This is a genomic window from Methylomonas sp. MgM2 (genome assembly GCF_054172045.1).
Window position 1 is genome coordinate 28,074 of the sequence record NZ_JBSYXO010000021.1, and the last position, 17,599, is coordinate 45,672.

Sequence of the window (17,599 nt, forward strand, 5' to 3'; positions counted from 1 at the left end):
TCGCGTTAACGTTCAATAGAAATTCAAGCGACCGGCCGCTCAAGTGCCTGCCCGATTGCGCAAGTCCTCCGGCATATAGCTGCGGTCTCCCAGCACTTCCAACATCGGTCCGTAAGTCGCAAATTTAACGATGGACAATGACGCCGCCGGAATATTGATGCGATCCCGGTAACGGCCCACATCGATGCCCAACAAGCTGCAAAGGATGATGCGCAAGGTGGCTTTATGGGACACCACCAGCACATTGCCCGAAGCATGCGTGGCTTCGATCTCGGAGATCACCGGCAGCGCGCGCGACGCTATTTGCATGGCGGTTTCGCCGCCGGTCGGCGGATTCCAGGCCGGATCGGTTTGCCATCGTATGTAATCCTCGGCGTAATGCTGTTTTACATATTCCTGCTCTTGATCCTCCCAGGCGCCGTATGCGATCTCGCGCAGGCCGTCGCGCGGTTGTAACGGCATATTCACGGCATCGCATAGCGGGCCTACCGTTGCTAGCGCCCGTTTCATCGGACTGGCGTAAACCGCGGCCCAGGCTATCGTTCGATACGCTTCGGCAAAAGCCTGCGCCATTTGTTTGCCTTCCGGCGTCAAATCGATGTCCAGATTGCCGCAATAGGCACCGCGTTGGCTGTATGCCGTCTCCCCATGACGCAGCAGATAAATTTTCAGACTCATGGCTATCGGCTTCCTTTACCGGCATTAGGCACCGCCGGAACTTGCCAAATTTCGTCGCAATACTCGCGGATCGCCCGATCCGAGGAAAACTTGCTGGCCCGCGCCGTATTCAAGATCGACATCCGCGTCCAGCGTTCCTCGTCCTTCCATGCGGCATTGACTTCATCCTGACACGCCAGGTAAGCGCCGTAATCGGCGCAAACCATAAACGGGTCGTGATTGGCCAGATTTTCGACCACCGAGCGGAATACTTCGTCGTCGCCATAGGAAAAATGCCCCGATCCGATTAGCTTAATCGCATCGGCAAGCTCGGCGTCTTGTTCAATATATTTCGAAGGCCGGTATCCATCCTTTTGCAACTGTAGAACCTGATCGGCCGTCATGCCAAACAAGAAAAAGTTCTCGTCGCCGACTTCTTCCCGGATTTCGATATTGGCCCCATCCAGCGTGCCTATGGTCAATGCGCCGTTCAGGGTGAACTTCATATTGCCGGTGCCCGATGCTTCCTTGCCGGCCAACGAAATTTGTTCGGACAAATCGGCCGCCGGATAAATGAGTTGGCCATTCTGCACATTGAAATTGGGCACAAACGCGACCCTAAGACGACGATTCACCTCCGGATCGCCATTGACGACCTCTGCCACCGCGTTGATCAGTTTAATGATGCGTTTGGCCATGAAATAACCGGGCGCCGCCTTGCCTCCGAAAATGAACGCCCGTGGCACCGGCCGATAATCCGGATCGCGTTTCAAGCGATTATACAAGGTGATTACGTGCAGAATATTCAAATGCTGACGCTTATACTCGTGAATGCGTTTGACCTGCACATCGAACAGCCAGCTCGGATCGAGTTCGATGCCGGTCTGCTGCCGAACATAGGTTGCCAACCGTTGTTTGTTGGTCAGCTTGACGTCGCGCCACGCCTTGCGAAACGCCGCATCGTCGGCCAAAGGTTCGAGTCTGGCCAATTGAGCGGTATCGCATAGCCAGGCTTCTCCAATCGAACGATTGATCAAGTCAGACATGGCCGGATTGGCCAGGGCCATGAATCGCCGAGGCGTCACACCGTTGGTTTTGTTGCTGAAACGCTCCGGCCACAGGGTGTAAAAATCCTTGAGGACATTCTCCTTCAGCAGCTGCGAATGCAAGGCCGCCACGCCGTTGATGGAGTGGCTGCCGACACAGGCCAGATGAGCCATGCGCACCCGTTTGCTGCCGGCTTCATCGATCAAGGACAGCCGCGCGATCAAGGCATCGTCTCCGGGATGATCCCGGCGCACCTGCTCCAAAAAGCGCGCGTTGATTTCGTAGATAATCTCCAGATGTCTGGGCAACAATTCCGCGAACAACGGTAATGGCCAAGTCTCCAGGGCTTCCGGCAACAGGGTATGATTGGTGTAACCCATGGTGCGAACCGTCAAATCCCAAGCCTCTTCCCATGCCAGTTGCCGCTCATCCACCAACAAGCGCATCAGTTCGGCGACGGCGATCGACGGATGGGTGTCGTTGAGTTGAACGGCAAACTTATCGGGAAAATGCTGCGGCGGCAAGCCGAGCACATCCAGAATTCTCAGCATGTCCTGCAAGGAACACGACACAAAGAAATACTGCTGGGCCAAGCGCAAACGCTTGCCTATTTCAGGTTCGTCGTTCGGATACAGCACCTTGGTCAAGGTTTCGGAAACCACCTTGTCGTTGACCGCCGCGTAATAATCGCCGCTATTGAAGCGTTGGAAATCGAAGCTTTCGCACGCCTCCGAACTCCATAAGCGCAGCGTATTGCAATTATTGACCCGGTAACCCAATATCGGCGTGTCGTAGGCCATGCCCTTGACCGCGTAATGAGGTACCCAACGCGCTCTCACAGCTCCTTGCCGATCCTGATAACGTTCGACGTGTCCGCCGAAATTGACGTAATAACAAATGTCCGGCTTAGCGATTTCCCATGGGTTGCCGCCCCTCAGCCATTTGTCGGTGATCTCGCATTGCCAGCCGTCGCGGATCTCTTGATCGAAAATACCGAATTCGTAGCGGATACCGTAACCGGCCGCCGGCCGCTCCAGCGTCGCCAGGGAATCGAGATAGCATGCGGCCAGCCGGCCCAGACCCCCGTTACCTAAGCCGGGTTCTTCCTCTTCGGCCAGCAATTCGTCAAGCTCGAAACCGAGTTCTCGCGCCACTTGGCGCGCCTCGGATTCTATGCCCAAATTCAGCAAATTGTTGCCGAGATGCGGTCCCATCAGGAATTCGGCGGACAGATAGCAAGCCACCTTCGCGTCCTTTTCAAGTAGATTCTGCAGCGTGTTGACCCAGTTCTTTTGCAAGCGGTCGCGTACGGCCAAAGCCATTGCCTGGTAATAATCGCGCTTGTTTGCCAATACCGGCAGTTTGCCCAGGCTATAGATCAAATGGTCGCACACGGCCTGCTTGAGCGGGGCCGCGTGAGCGCTTGAACGGCTGTTGTTTATGTCGGCTGATGGCTGCGGATTCTTGGCATCGATGTTCGATTTTTTTAACATTTCGCATCCTCATCTGTCAGTCGGATTAAAACGGCCATTTCCAAGCGGTAAACTCCGGCACGTCAACGCCGTGTTCGTAGGCATAGTGGCTGCAGGCGATCTGCATGCCGCGCAATTTCTCCTTGACATGCGCGCCGGATACATTCAGCCCCGGAACCCGGTTGATCACGTCGATGGCCAGGCTGAAGCGGTCGACCTCGTTGCGAATCGCCAATTCCAGCGGCGTATTGATGTTGCCTTTCTCCTTATAGCCGCGCACATGGATGTTCTTATGATTGGTGCGGCGATAAGCCAGGCGGTGTATCAGCCACGGATAACCGTGGAAATTGAATATGACCGGCTTATCGACGGTGAAGAGACTGTCGAAGTCCCGGTCGGAAAGACCGTGCGGATGCTCGCTTTCCGGCGTCAGGCGGTAAAGGTCCATCACGTTGACGAAGCGGATTTTCAATTGCGGGAAATGCTCGCGCAACAGGCACACCGCCGCCAAGGCTTCTTGGGTCGAGATGTCGCCGCAGCTGACCATGACCGCGTCCGGTTCCGCGCCTTGGTCGTTGCTGGCCCAATCCCAGATGCCTATGCCTTTGGTGCAATGTTCGATCGCGGCATCCATGTCCAGGAATTGCAAGTGTTTCTGTTTGTCCGAAACGATCACGTTGAAGTAATTCGTACTTTTCAAGCAATGATCGGCAACCGACAGCAAGGTGTTGACGTCGGGCGGCAGATAGATGCGGGTCACGTCGGGGCTTTTATTGACGACCACGTCCAAAAAGCCGGGATCTTGATGGGTAAAACCGTTGTGATCCTGGCGCCAAACGGTTGAGGTGATCAACAAGTTCAGCGACGACACCGGCGCGCGCCAGGACAGTTCGTTGCAGATATCCAGCCATTTGGCGTGCTGGTTGAACATCGAGTCGATCACATGCACGAAAGCTTCGTAACTGGAGAAGAAGCCGTGGCGGCCGGTCAATAAATAGGTTTCCAGCCAGCCTTCCAAGGTGTGCTCGGACAGCATTTCCATGACCCGGCCGTCCGGAGCCAACTCGCCGCCGTCTTCGTCTTCCGGCAGGTAATCGGCCAGCCACATTTTCTTGCTGGCCTGATAAATGTCGTCCAGTTTGTTCGAGGTGTTTTCATCCGGACCGAATACACGGAAGTTGTTCGGATTCAATTTGACTACGTCGCGCAAAAATACGCCCAATGGCCGGGTGTTCTCGACTTCGGCTTCACCGGGGCGCTCTACCCTGACGCCATAGTCACGAAAATCCGGCAGGCGCAGGGCCTTGCGCAACAAACCGCCGTTGGCGTGCGGATTGGCGCTCATCCGGCGCGTGCCTTCAGGCGTCAGCGCCTTCAATTCCGGAATCAGTTTGCCGTCGGCATCGAACAATTCTTCCGGATGGTAGCTGAGCAGCCATTCTTCCAATTGTTTCAGATGCGCGCGGTTTTCCTTCATGCCGGACATCGGCACCTGGTGAGCGCGCCAAAAACCTTCGACTTTGTGGCCGTCCACTTCTTTCGGCCCGGTCCAGCCTTTGGGGCTGCGCAGCACGATCATCGGCCAGCGGGCCCGACTCGGCGTGCCGCTGCTGCGGGCCTGCTCTTGAATGGCGCGTATTTCGTTGACGCAATGCTCCATGACCGCCGCCATGCGTTGATGCATGGTTTCCGGGTCGCTGCCCTCGACGAAATAAGGCGTCCAGCCGTAGCCTTTGAACAGATTTTCCAGTTCTTCGTGGCTGATGCGGGACAGCAAGGTCGGATTGTTGATCTTGTAACCATTCAGGTTCAACACCGGCAATACCGCGCCGTCGCGGATAGGATTCAAGAATTTATTGGAATGCCAGGAAGTCGCCAACGGCCCGGTTTCGGACTCGCCGTCACCCACCACCACAGTGACCAGCAAATCCGGGTTGTCGTATGCCGCGCCAAAAGCGTGAGACACGCTATAACCCAATTCGCCGCCTTCGTGTATCGAGCCCGGTGTTTCCGGGGTACAGTGACTACCGATACCGCCGGGGAAGGAAAATTCCTTGAAGAACAGGCGCATGCCGTCCAGGTCTTCGCTTTTGTTCGGGTAAATCTCCGAATAGGTGCCTTCCAGATAAACCGGCCCCAATACGCCGGGCGCGCCATGGCCGGGACCCGCCAAGAATATGGCATTGAGGTCATACTGCTTGATCAGGCGGTTCATGTGGATATAGGTAAAACTCAAGGCCGGGCTGGCGCCCCAATGGCCGAGCAAACGATTCTTGATATGCTCGGGCCTTAGCGGTTCCCGCAGCAAAGGGTTGTCCCGCAGGTAAATCATACCCGCCGCTAAGTAATTACAAGCTCTCCAGTAGGCATGTATTTTCGATAGGGTTTCGTTATCCAGTGGCGTCGCATTGCTCAAGGTTGGTTCGGACATGATAGTCTCCTTTTGACAGTTAATTTGCTGAACACGCTTATTAATTAAAGATTCTTAAACCCGAATTCGGGATAAACACACTTCACTCAGACTAGAGTCCTTTTTTGGCGCCGTTAGCACACTCAACATTCGAGGCCGCTTAACGACAATCATCCTTAACGGGGAACCGGCTTATTGATCCAACAGCCCGACGAGGTATATTCCAGCGATGGCGTTGAGCCTTATTTCCCCCATTTTTAAAAATGCTTCATCAACCAGTTTGGCATTAGGCCATTCGGCGACGATTCGAAGACGACTTCATATTAATAGCTATCCTGTTGAACACCGGCGTCGGCAAAAACCTGCTGTTCGAATACGTTTTGGACGATGAACAACATCACGTAGCAGATGATCGCCGCGCTGATCGGCGTGGACACCCAGCCGATACCGATTTTCCCGACCTCCCACCAGCGTATCTGCCGCAATCCTTTGATGCCGCGCGCCAAAGCAACGCCGACCACCGCGCCGATAACCGCTTGAGAACTTGAAACCGGCACCAGTGGAATCGGCGGGAGCCCCAACTCCATGACAAATTTTTGCAGCGAGACGGAAGAAAAAATGAATAACACCAGGGATTGGGAAACCACCACGACCCATCCGCCCAGAGGCCCTATCGGCACGATGCCCTTTCCGACAGTGATCATGACGGGCCTTGAATAGAATACGCCCACACCGATCGCGATGCCTCCCCATAGGAACAAACGTTGCGGAGCGGACAGCGAAAACAGGTCGCCGACCTGAATATCCTGTAACGGCGAGGAGGCGACGAAAACCCCCATGACATTGCCGATGTTGTTGGCGCCCAGGCTGTACGCGCCAAACATGCCTGCCATCACCAGGCCAAGCCGTGTCCACTGATCCAGCCACAGCAGATGCGGCTTCGTGCGGCCGATCAATGCATCCAGCCCTAGGTAAATTAGCCAGGCAAACAACGCGCCGAGTATGGGGCTTGCTACCCAGGTGCCGGCGATTTGACTCAGAGAGCCTAAATCGGTGGGTGAATCGCTGAATAAATTCCAGCCTATGATGCCGCCGACGACGGCCTGAGTGGTCGAAACCGGCACCCCCCATTTGGTCATGCTGTATACGGTCACAGCCGCCGACAAAGCCACGGTGAAAGAACCTGCCAACGCATTCACCGCGCCCAATTTGCCTAGACCATGCGATGCGCCTGCGCCGCTGACGACGGCTCCCAATACCACGAAGATCGCGCATAGGATAGCTGCGGTGCGAAAGCGCAGCATGCGGCTGGTCACCGCCGTACCGAAAATATTCGCGGCGTCGTTGGAACCCAGCGACCAGCCTAAAAACAAACCACTGGAGAGAAAAACGAAAAAGGCGATATCGATCATCGTAGCGATCTGCTAAACGGAACGTTTCAGCGCATAGATGGCTAAGGCATCCCCGGCTTCATCGGCCAAATCGGCCAATCTATCGATATGGAGTAAATGATCGCGCAAGTGACATTTACGCTCCAAAGGATACTCGCCGGCAAAAATATTTTTGAGCAGCCGAATAGCCAATTTTTCGGCTTCTTCTTCATGATAATGAATCTTATGAATGAGATCGTTGACCCCTTTAGGATCGCGAAAATAAACACGGGATGCCGCGACGGCATGTTCCATCGCACTACAGGCATGACAGACAAAATCGACGATAAGCTCGGCGCAGTCGGCCGGAAAACGCGGTTCTTCTATCCCCAGCAAGATAAAATGTCCGCGCATTCGGTCCAACAAGCTATCCAGTTCGGCCAGCAGGCTCAACACGTCGGCGGCGGTATCGGGCAGCAACATTTCCGTATAAAGGATTTGCCCGATATGCGATCGCAAACCGTCGCCGCGCGATTCGCTAGCGGAAATCAGCTGCATTTTTCCTTCCGCGGTTTCCTGCCAGCCCTCTTTCAAATAGGCGGTCACGCCTTCCTGATAAGCCAAAATCGCGGTCGATACGGCGTCCAAAAAGTCTTGGATTTGCGACTCGACTATCCGCGTGGTGCGAAAAGGGGAAAACTTCATATCCAGCATAGGGTCATTCCTCTTCCAAGGCTTGTTTGGCTTTTGCCAATAGTTCCCGCTGCTCGTCATTCATCTCGGGAAACTTCAGATCGAGGTCGTTTAATGTCCTGCTGACAATATCCGCAACGATGGCCCGCATCGCCCACTTGTCGTCGGCCGGCACGATGTACCATGGCGCCCATTTGGTGCTGGTGGCGCTGATGGCTTTCTCATAGGCATCGACGTAATCGTCCCAATAGCCACGCTCCTTCATATCCGCCAGCGAAAACTTCCAATTCTTTTCCGGCCGTTCCAACCTGTCCATGAATCGGCGTTTTTGCTCCTTTTTGGAAACGTGCAGGAAGAATTTCAAAACGATGGTGCCGTTGCGCACCAGATGATGCTCGAACGCGTTGATGTCTTCGTAACGCGCTTCCCAAAACGCCTTGCCGTGCTTGCCGTCCGGCAGTTTCTGTTGTTCCAGCACATCGTCGTGGACTTTGACCACCAGCACGTCTTCGTAGTAGGAACGGTTGAAAATACCGATGCGGCCGCGCTCCGGCAGCGATTTCATGTAACGCCACAGGAAGTTGTGGTCCAGCTCCTCGGCGGACGGCTTCTTGAAACTGAAAACCTGACAGCCTTGAGGATTGACGCCCGACATCACATGCTTGATGGTGCCGTCCTTCCCTGCCCCGTCCATGGCTTGAAAAACGATCAACAACGAATAGCGGTCGTCCGCGTACAACAATTGCTGAGATTCGGCCAGTTCTTCTATGCTCTGTTGCAAGATTTCGTTCGCTCTTTCCTTGACGGCCTTCTTGCCGAACTCTTTCATTTCGTCGGTTTGATCCCAACCGGTATGGTAGTCCTTGAGTCTAACCTTGCTATCGGGCTTGACCTTGAACAGGTTTACGATCTCTTTTTTTATCATGGTGCTGCTCCCAGCCGCGCTTCAGTGTTTATGCGTTCAGCGCCGGCGAATACTGTTCGGCAAGTTGTTCTATGTTCCCGAAATATTGCTGATAATCCGGCGAGTCGACATGGCTGTAATTCCAGTTTTTATATAAGTCGGTAATTTTGGTAAAAAATTCCCGCGCATCGTTTTTGTCTTTAAATTTAAACTCGGAGGTAATCAGCTTCTTCAACAAGCGAAAACTGGCGAGTTGCCTTTCGCGCGGCATGCAGGCATCCACCTCGTCGAAGGCGTCCTGCTGCAGATACACCATATCCAGCAACACCGATTTTTGCCATTCGACAAAATCCTCCAGTGAGATGCCTTCTTCGCCGGTGACCTGCATGATTTGGTAGATGCCGTCACCGCGCTCCAGAAGTCCCATCATATTCTTGACATCGCCCACCCATTGCGGATCGAGTTCCTTGGTAAACCAGGGCGCCAATTGATCCAAATAACGCGACCAAGACATCAGCGGATCGATGGCCGGGTAAAAGCGTCGATAGGCGCGGTCGGCGGACAAACCGAGAAAGGTCTTCACCGTGCCCAGCGTCGATTGGGTAACGGGTTCTTCGAAATTACCACCGGCCGGCGAGACCGTGCCGATCAAGGTCAGCGTGCCGGTCGAACCGTCGGCGCAACGAATGACGCCGGCGCGTTCGTACAGATTTTTGATCGACGAATCCAAGTACGCCGGAAAGGCTTCCTCGCCTGGAATTTCCTCCATGCGGCCAGAGGTTTCCCGCATCGCCTGCGCCCAGCGCGAAGTCGAATCGGCGATCAACAGCACGTGGAAGCCCATTTGCCGAAAGTATTCGCCCAAGGTAATCCCGGTATAAATCGAGGCTTCGCGGGCGGCGACCGGCATCGAAGAAGTGTTGCAGATAATGATGGTACGATCCATCAAGGTGCCGCCGCTGCGCGGATCCTTGGTGTTCGGATATTCGTGTATGGTCTCGACGACTTCCCCGGCGCGCTCGCCGCACGCGACGATGATGACGATATCCACGCTGGAATAGCGCGCGATCAGACTCTGCAACACGGTCTTGCCCGCACCGAACGGCCCCGGGATACAGCCGGTGCCGCCTTGGGCGATCGGGAAAAAGGTGTCGATGATGCGCGTGGCCGTGGTCAAGGGCTGAACCGGGAACTGGCGTTCGGCAAAACGTTTGCGCAGCAGATTTTCCGTAATCGGGCGCCGAATCGGCCAGGTACGGGTCAGGGTCAATTCCTTTTCCTCGCCCCCGGGCGCTTGATAGCGTGCAACCACTTCATTGATGTTAACGCTGCCGCTGCGGATCCAGGTGATCTTCACGGCTTCGGCTTCCTTGAAGGGAATCATGATTTTGTGCTTGAACGGGCCTTCCGGCACCGTGCCCAACACCGCGCCGGGAGTTAATATATCGCCTACCGCGGCCTCGGCGCTGAACTGCCATTTTTTCTCGGGATCCAAGGACGAAACCGTAACCCCTCGCGGCAGAAAAAAACCGTATTTTTGCGCCAACACATGCAGGGGGTTCAGCAAGCCGTCAAAAACTTGGCCGAGCAAACCGGGGCCTAGCGTGGCGGACAGCATTTCCCCGGTCAGTTCGACTCGGTCGCCGACCCGCACGTCGCGGGTATCTTCGAATACCTGCATGTCCGCGGTGCGTCCCCGCACCCGCAGAATTTCGGCTTTGAGCCGTTCGTCGCCGACACGGATATAACCGACTTCGTTTTTCATGACCTCAACGGCATCGTCAAACTCGATCAAGATCAGACTTTCCTTCACGCCAATCACTGTGGCATAGGAAGCGCCGGTATTGTTATTAGTCATGTCTTACCTCATCCATCAATTTTTGGAAGCGTTGTTTTGCAGTGCCAGCATCGTGAACCAGCCAAGCCTGCAAAATATCCCACTTAAAAACAAAAGCCGTAATCGGTTCGAAACCGAAAGGATTGACGTCGCTCAATCGGGACAAATGCCGCCATACGATGTCCATCATCAGGCGCTCCAATCCTACCGCGTCGCCCGCCGCGATCAGGTTGCCGGCTTCGCCTATCCAGGGATAAATGGAACCCAAACGAAAGTCCGGCGCGTCCCAATGGCTTTCAATATGGCTGACCCAGCGACCGATACCCCAATTGGTCAGGCTTTCCGAAACATCCCGTTGCGCATGGCGCAGGCGCAGCGCGGCCAGAACGGTCTGTAGTTCCAGGCGATATTCCACGAAATTCCTCAATGCGGGCTGCTCTAACGCTTGCAAAGTTTTAGCCGCATAGGGCACGAAATTGCGGCGACCCAACTTTTGCGCCGACAAACGCCAGCCGACCAATTGTTCGGCTTGATAAACTTGCCTGGTTTCATGCGCTTCCAGCATGCGCAAACGCTGCTCCAGGCGTAAACGAGTCAAGGGCAGGCGTTCGGCATGCGCGAAATAGGGCAAAAAAGGCAGACTGGCCACGACCGTGTAATAATCCTTCATCGTCTCGACCCTAAGCGTCTACTCTAGGCCCGTCACGATAGCCTGAAACCGCGGCGACAAGCGATCGGCCAACATTTTGGAAATGGCCTTGTCCGATAAATCGATTTCCAGCTGTTCGCCGATTAGCCTGACTTTGGCCCCGCCCTCGACATCGCTTGCGGCAACCAGCTCGACCCCTTCGCGCAGCATATCGCTGGCAATGTTCAATATCGCCTGTTTGCCCATCGCCTGCAGTTCCTCGTCGGAATGACCGCTGAATATGGCCTCGGATAAAAGGATCTGGATTTTTTTGTCTTTGACGAATTCATCCACGCTATGGCCGGCCAATACCAAAACCAGATTTTTAATCAGCTCCCGGTCTTGGGTCGCGGACGTCACCAATCTGCGTAAGAAGGTTTCAAACGCAGCGGATACATTATTTTTCAACTGCAGAACGGTGTCGCGGGCGGAAAGTTTTAAGGCTTCCGAGGCGGCAGCCCGCTCGGCTTCGATTTCAGCCGAGGCCTTAAGCCGCATTTGTTCGACTTCATTCCGAGCGTCCGCAAGCAAGCGGGAGGCTTTTGATTCGGCGTCAGCCAGAATTCGTTCCGCTTCTCGACTGGCACTTTGTACCCCCTGATCGCGGATTCTATCGATCAAGCTCTGTACGCTCGAATCGGCATTTTTTTGATCCATAATATCGGCCTCCCGTTAGCTTACTTAGGAATTCCGGCGGAAAGCACCAATGCAAAAACAAATGCGAACACGGCAAAGCCTTCGACCAGTGCGGCCGGCGCCAGAGAAATACCGAAAATTTCCAATTTGCTTTTGGATGCGTTGATCGCCGACGCGCAGGCACTGCCTTGGGCGAGTCCGCTCAACAACAAGGCAATGCCCGTCAATATGCCCAAGCCGAAAATAGCCGGCGAGTTCGACAGCGTAATGTCGCGCCGCAGCACCATGGTCACCACGACCCCGAATATCGCTTGCGACGATGGCATTGCGGCGACGGCAATGAAGCGCCCGAAACCGCTCTCAATTTCTACCATGGCCCCACAGGCCGCCATTCCGGCTCGGGCGCAACCAAACATACTGCCGACCGCCCCGAGCGCCAACGGCGCATACATGCCCAGCCAACCCAGCGACATCATCAAGGAATCCATATCTAACCTCTTATCTATTAAATTAACTAAACCTGTGACCGGAACTCCGCCGCGCTTTCATCTTTCCGTGCGCCGGAAAGGATTGAACGGTGTGCCTTCATCTTTTAAGCCCCAATTGAAAAATTCGATCACGTTCAAACGCAGTCCTTGAATCACGCCGCTCATCAGACCCAACACAAAATTGATCGTATGCCCTAACAGCAGCACCAAGAACGCGAAGACTAATCCTATGCCGGGCATCGCCTGGTAGATATCGCCCGCCATGCGGTTGAACTCGATCGCCAGGGAACCGCTGGCAAGCCCCAAGGCAAACAAACGCAAATAACTGAATATGTCGCCGAACGCACCGGTGAATTTGGTCAAGCCATGCAAGCCATGCAGCAGTCGTTGTAAAGGTTTTTCATAGGGCGATGAAAACAACAACACCAATATGCCGCCTAGGCTCGCCAAAATGACCGGCAGGATTTTCAAATCGTCGAGCGCGAACGAGCTTATGAACAACAACACCAAGCCGGCGCTAACGATCAAGGCCCACCCCACCGGAGCCAACGCTTCCAGCCTGCCCCGGTAACGCAGCGCGTCCATGATGGTCGCCAGCAGAATATGCAGGCAGCCGATGAAGATCGAAATTTTCATCATTCGATTGGAATCGTTCATATTCAATAGATGGAACGACGCCAAGGGCGAATCTTCCGAAGGCTCGATGCCGAAATAGCTGCCGATCAACATCCCGTACAATAGCGAAAGCGCTACGATCGTGGCGCACAGCGGCCGAAACCGCCGTCCCGCGCGGCCTTGGCCCATTTTTCTCCAAAAGGCGATTAATAAGCCGCCTAAAATCAGGGCATAACCGGCATCGGCCAGAATCATGCCGAAAAACAAGGCGAAGGAAATAAACACTATCGCCGAAGGATCCCAGGTACGATAGCCCGGCGTCATATAAAAATTGACCAAGTCTTCCCCTGCCGCGAGCCAATCGGGATTTTTCAGATAGGTCGGCGGACTGTCGTCCGGCTGCGTTTCCCGGATTTCCAGATGCACGCCGTGCTGCGCCGCATAATCTTTAATCCGGCCCATCCGCTCATCAGGTGCCCAACCGCTCAGGGCAAACATGCCTTTTCGCGATAAGGTTTGATTCTGCGCGGCCTTCAAGGCGGCCTTGTCTTCGACTTCGGCGATATTGTCGCTGAATAACGTGTACCAACGCGTCAAATAGGCCCGTTCCGCTTGGGTATCTTCAATGACCAACTCCAAGTCTTCCAGACGGGCTTCCAGATTGGCTCTCGATTGGCTACCGATTAAGGTGCGAGTGACCGGCATATCCTGCGGTTCATTTTCGGCAATCACAACCACAAAGCTGAAACGGTGGTCTTTTTTGACCACTTCGTAAACGATAGGCAAATCCCGTAGCTTGGCCATATCGGCATGCGGCACTTGATAGAACCATAGGCGAAGATTGCCCATTTCCGGCAACGGGGAAAACACGAAGTCCCCCCATGGACGCATGTCCTGAATGCGCTTGATCAGGAAATCCCGTTCATCGGCCAGTGCGTGTAAACGGCGTTTGACGTCCAACGTTTGTTGCTCGACGGTAACGGCATCAAACCGGGTTACATCTCTGCTTTGCCGCCGCCTGTGCGGATAGTCCCGTAAAAAATTCAATGCTTCGCGCGACTCGGCACTGGGACCGGCATGCGCTTGGCTGGCGTTATCCTCCGCCAACGGCACGATATGCAGACAGCCTAATTCCTGCAAATCGCTTAATAAACGTTCGCGGTCTTCGGCGAAACCGACCAGCAACACTTTGGACAAGCGAACTATGCTCATTCCTCGGCCTCCGTTAACGCGCCCCGTATTTGCAATTGCTTGGACTTGGCCAATTTCGACGTGACCACCGCCGAACGTTCGGTTTCGCCGAGATAGATACGTAAGCGTTGAATGTTTTGATGCGTGGTCGGAATCAGGATTTTTTCGAACAGGTTGACGCGCTGGGTGATGCGGCGCATTTGCACCCGCAAAATGTCCAAACGCTCGGCGGCGATTTCCGCTTGCAATTGGCTGATCTTGGCATCCTTCAGACGCTGGACCAGCAAATCGAGCCACGGCGGCGTTCCTAGAAGCGAATAATCGGCGACTTGGCAATCCATGGACTCCAGCACGGGCAGCCTGACGCCCACCACGTTTTGTTCGCCCCGCTGATAAGCTTTGACGACAATGAGATCCTTTAACCGCAAACTTTCATCGGCCAGCATCGGCAACTCTTCACCGATACGCGTCTGCAAGGCGTCCAAGGCCGACAATGCCGCCGCATACTCCTCTTGCGCTTTTTGCGTCTCCATCGTCAACTGCCTGCGTTTCAGATCGAGCGAAGGCAACAGGCGCTTATACAGCTTCAGTTGTTCCTGCTGATGATGCAAGGCCTGCTTGCTCAGTTTCAACTTGGCCATGCAGGATTACTCCGAATTCGTTTGCGCGGCTTGCCGTGGAAAATATTTTTCGATCAGATTTTTCTTCATCAGCAGCTCCTCCGGCGCGAAACATTCCGCCAAGGTCTGCCAGCATAAATCCAAAGCCTCGATCACCGGCAAGGACACGCCGATATCCATGAAACGCTGCTTGAACAAGCCGCCGAATTTCAACAACTTTTCGTCGAATGGCGACAATTCGAAGGCCATCGCTTGTTTCTTTTGCGCTTCGACCGAACCGGAATAAAAACGGATCATGGTATTCATGATTTGTCCGTGGTCTTCGCGGGTGGCCTTGCCGATCACATGCTGCTTGAGCCTGGACAAGGAACCGAATGGGTCGATGATGCCGTCGTGCAAATAGAACTGGCCCTCGGTGATATAGCCGGTATTGTCCGGCACCGGGTGAGTCACGTCGTCGCCCGGCATCGTGGTGGCGGTCAAAATGGTGATGGAGCCCGCCCCTTTAAAATCACAGGCCTTTTCATAGCGCTGGGCAAACTGGGTATACAAATCTCCCAGGTAGCCGCGCACGGCCGGGATACGCTCCTGGGCGATACCGAGTTCTTTCATGGCGTCGGCGTAGGCGGTCATGTCGGTCAACAACACCAGAACCCGCTTGTTTTCCTCCACCGCCATTTTTTCGGCGACGGCCAACGCCATATCGGGAATGGTCAGACGCTCGACCAATGGGTCCGAAGCTTGATTGACGAACATGACGGTGCGGTGAAACACGCCATGCTCTTCAAACGCGGTGCGGAAAAAGTAGTAATCGTCGAAAATCAGACCCATGCCGCCGAACACCAATACATCGGCATTGGCTTGAAAACCGATGCGCGCCAGCAATTCGTTGTATGGCTCACCGGCCACCGAAAAAATCGGAATTTTCTGGCTTTCGACCAGGCAATTGAACAAATCGATCATCGGCACTTTCGTTTCGATCATGTGCGTCGGCATCACGCGCATCACCGGATTGACGGTGGGGCCGGCCACCGGAATACGAGGGTCGTTCCTAAGTTCCGGCCCGCCATCGATGGGCTCGCCTGATCCGCGGAAAATTCTACCCATAATGTTAGGCGAATAAACCACATCCAAACCGCGCCCTAGAAAATTAACGCTGGCACCGGTCGACAAGCCCTTGCCGCCGGAAAAGACTTGCAGGCTGGCGATGTCTTTATCCAATTCGACGACTTTCGCCAGAGAGGTTTCGCCATCGGGATTTTCGACGACGGCCATCTCGCCGAACGCTCTGCCTTTGGCGCGGACTCGGGCCGTGTCGCCGACGATTTCTAAAATACGGGTGTGGCGGGCAAGATTTTGAATTTGACTCATAAGTGTTGCTCCAATTCGATGATGATCCTTCAAGAGGCGATAGCCTCGTTTTCTAGCCGACTGCACATTTTTGTCAAACGTTACGGATTATTCACCAGTTGAAGCAACAAAGCAAACCAAAGCAATTTCTCGAAGATATTTCGCTTACTCAAGTAACACCTACTTTTGACATGGGTATTCGCCGCATATTAAAGCGCATTAAATATGACAAAATTATGAAACATGACACGCAGAGCGCGCCTTTTTCGACGGGAAAGTACACCCTGCCGGTCCGTTTTTTCTTTACACGCGTCCGAATAAAAGTTTGTTCTCAACAGACTGAGACATTTTACTTGGCTAATATTTGAAAAACCGCTAGTCTGTTGTCGCGACTAGCCTACTTTTTCGAAATCCTGGATCAACTGACGACGCATGAACGCATCTAAATTCGGTATGACTTTCCACTCGTATAGGTATCATTCACTTAACACAAGCCTCTTTACCCTCTCTGTACTCTTAGCGAGTCTGCTGACTGGATGTGACAAAACGGAAGCCCCCCCCGCGCCCCCCCCGCCCAAGGTTGATGTGGTCGAGGTCATCCAAAAGGATGTGCCCATACACCAAGAATGGATTGGAACGCTGGACGGCATGGTCAACGCGAAGATCCTGCCCCAGGTTACCGGCTATTTGATTAAACAGAATTATCAAGAGGGGCATTTAGTCAAAAAGGGCCAGTTGCTGTATGAAATCGATCCCCGGGTTTTTCAATCGAACCTAGACGGGGCACTCGGCAACTTGGCAAGGCAACAGGCTATTTTGAAGACCGCCCAGCTCGATTTGCACCGGGTGGAACGATTGTTACCCGAAAAGGCGGTTAGCGTAAGGGACCGGGATAATGCGGTCGGTCACTATGCCTCCGCCGAAGCGGACGTGATAGCGGCCAAAGCCGAGGTTGAAAACGCGCGCTTGCAACTAGGCTTTACCAAGATTCTATCGCCCATCAGTGGTATCGCCGGTATATCGAAAGCTCAAATCGGCGACCTGGTAGGTCCAGGAAGCAGCACGCAGGAACTGACCACCGTCTCGCAGCTCGACCCGATCAAAGCCTACGTCCCGATGAGCGAGCAGCAATATCTTTATTTCGCCCGAACGGACCCTGGCGACATGGATCAGCATAAGAATTCAATTCAACTGATTTTGGCCGATGGAACAACCTATCCGATATCCGGAGAGTTTTTCTTTGCCGACCGCGAAATCAATATCAAGACCGGCACCATTCAGGTCGCCGTTCTATTTCCCAATCCGAATAATCTATTGCGCCCCGGACAATATGCTAGAGTTCGGGCCGTTACCAAATACAAACCCGGAGCCCTCCTGGTACCGCAACGCGCCGTCGGCGAAATTCAGGGCAGGCGAATGGTGGCGGTGGTCAAACCCGACAATACGGCGGAGCTGAGGCCGGTCAAAGTCGCCGAAACCATAGATGATTTGTGGATTATCGAAGAAGGACTGAAACCCGGTGAACGCGTCATCGTCGAGGGTATTCAAAAGGTTCGGCCCGGTTCGACGGTCGATCCGCAGCCGTATCGGGCGGACACCACCCCAGCCTCGGCGAGGTAGT

14 protein-coding genes are annotated in these 17,599 nt (G+C 54.2%); 1 reads left to right on the forward strand and 13 read right to left on the reverse strand.

Annotated elements, in window-relative coordinates:
• Positions 1–39: 39 nt before the first annotated feature.
• The 13 genes from ACW73I_RS15425 to ACW73I_RS15485 all read right to left on the reverse strand — a co-directional run bounded on the left by ACW73I_RS15425 (position 40) and on the right by ACW73I_RS15485 (position 15,999).
• Positions 40–678 (reverse strand): histidine phosphatase family protein, encoded by a 639-nt coding sequence (locus ACW73I_RS15425; RefSeq protein WP_458030309.1) that lies wholly within the window; start codon positions 676–678, stop codon positions 40–42.
• A 2-nt stretch (positions 679–680) separates the two neighbouring features.
• Entirely contained in the window at positions 681–3,197 is a 2,517-nt protein-coding gene (locus ACW73I_RS15430) for a glycogen/starch/alpha-glucan phosphorylase (protein WP_458030310.1), read from the reverse strand.
• Positions 3,198–3,222: 25 nt separating this feature from the next.
• Positions 3,223–5,607 (reverse strand): phosphoketolase family protein, encoded by a 2,385-nt coding sequence (locus ACW73I_RS15435; RefSeq protein ID WP_458030311.1) that lies wholly within the window; start codon positions 5,605–5,607, stop codon positions 3,223–3,225.
• A 302-nt stretch (positions 5,608–5,909) separates the two neighbouring features.
• Positions 5,910–6,998 carry an inorganic phosphate transporter gene (locus ACW73I_RS15440; protein WP_458030312.1) on the reverse strand — a complete coding sequence of 363 codons (1,089 nt, stop codon included), beginning with the start codon at positions 6,996–6,998 and terminating at the stop codon, positions 5,910–5,912.
• Positions 6,999–7,010: 12 nt separating this feature from the next.
• Complete coding sequence (locus tag ACW73I_RS15445; RefSeq protein WP_458030313.1) at positions 7,011–7,670, reverse strand: DUF47 domain-containing protein; 660 nt, start codon at positions 7,668–7,670, stop codon at positions 7,011–7,013.
• Between the two features lie 4 nt (positions 7,671–7,674).
• The gene (locus ACW73I_RS15450) at positions 7,675–8,574 is read right to left on the reverse strand and encodes a polyphosphate kinase 2 family protein (protein WP_458030314.1); all 900 of its coding nucleotides are present in this window, start codon (positions 8,572–8,574) and stop codon (positions 7,675–7,677) included.
• A 28-nt stretch (positions 8,575–8,602) separates the two neighbouring features.
• Positions 8,603–10,411: a V-type ATP synthase subunit A gene (locus ACW73I_RS15455; RefSeq protein WP_458030315.1), complete on the reverse strand. Its 1,809-nt coding sequence runs from the start codon at positions 10,409–10,411 to the stop codon at positions 8,603–8,605.
• On the reverse strand, positions 10,404–11,060 hold the full coding sequence (locus tag ACW73I_RS15460; RefSeq protein ID WP_458030316.1) for a DUF2764 family protein: 657 nt from the start codon (positions 11,058–11,060) through the stop codon (positions 10,404–10,406). The genes ACW73I_RS15455 and ACW73I_RS15460 overlap by 8 nt, the downstream gene beginning before the upstream one ends.
• A gap of 18 nt (positions 11,061–11,078) precedes the next feature.
• Positions 11,079–11,735: a hypothetical protein gene (locus ACW73I_RS15465; protein ID WP_458030317.1), complete on the reverse strand. Its 657-nt coding sequence runs from the start codon at positions 11,733–11,735 to the stop codon at positions 11,079–11,081.
• A gap of 20 nt (positions 11,736–11,755) precedes the next feature.
• A complete protein-coding gene (locus ACW73I_RS15470) occupies positions 11,756–12,202 on the reverse strand; it encodes an ATP synthase subunit C (protein ID WP_458030318.1) in 447 nt (148 codons plus the stop codon).
• A 57-nt stretch (positions 12,203–12,259) separates the two neighbouring features.
• The gene (locus ACW73I_RS15475; RefSeq protein ID WP_458030319.1) at positions 12,260–14,029 is read right to left on the reverse strand and encodes a V-type ATP synthase subunit I; all 1,770 of its coding nucleotides are present in this window, start codon (positions 14,027–14,029) and stop codon (positions 12,260–12,262) included.
• Positions 14,026–14,649, reverse strand: coding sequence for a V-type ATP synthase subunit D (locus tag ACW73I_RS15480; RefSeq protein WP_458030320.1), 624 nt, complete (start codon positions 14,647–14,649; stop codon positions 14,026–14,028). Before ACW73I_RS15480 ends, ACW73I_RS15475 begins: the two co-directional genes overlap by 4 nt.
• A 6-nt stretch (positions 14,650–14,655) precedes the next feature.
• Positions 14,656–15,999: a V-type ATP synthase subunit B gene (locus ACW73I_RS15485; RefSeq protein WP_458030321.1), complete on the reverse strand. Its 1,344-nt coding sequence runs from the start codon at positions 15,997–15,999 to the stop codon at positions 14,656–14,658.
• A 432-nt stretch (positions 16,000–16,431) separates the two neighbouring features.
• On the opposite strand from ACW73I_RS15485, the gene ACW73I_RS15490 reads away from it, so the two are divergent.
• Positions 16,432–17,598 carry an efflux RND transporter periplasmic adaptor subunit gene (locus ACW73I_RS15490; RefSeq protein ID WP_458030362.1) on the forward strand — a complete coding sequence of 389 codons (1,167 nt, stop codon included), beginning with the start codon at positions 16,432–16,434 and terminating at the stop codon, positions 17,596–17,598.
• The last annotated feature ends 1 nt before the right edge of the window (position 17,599 follow it).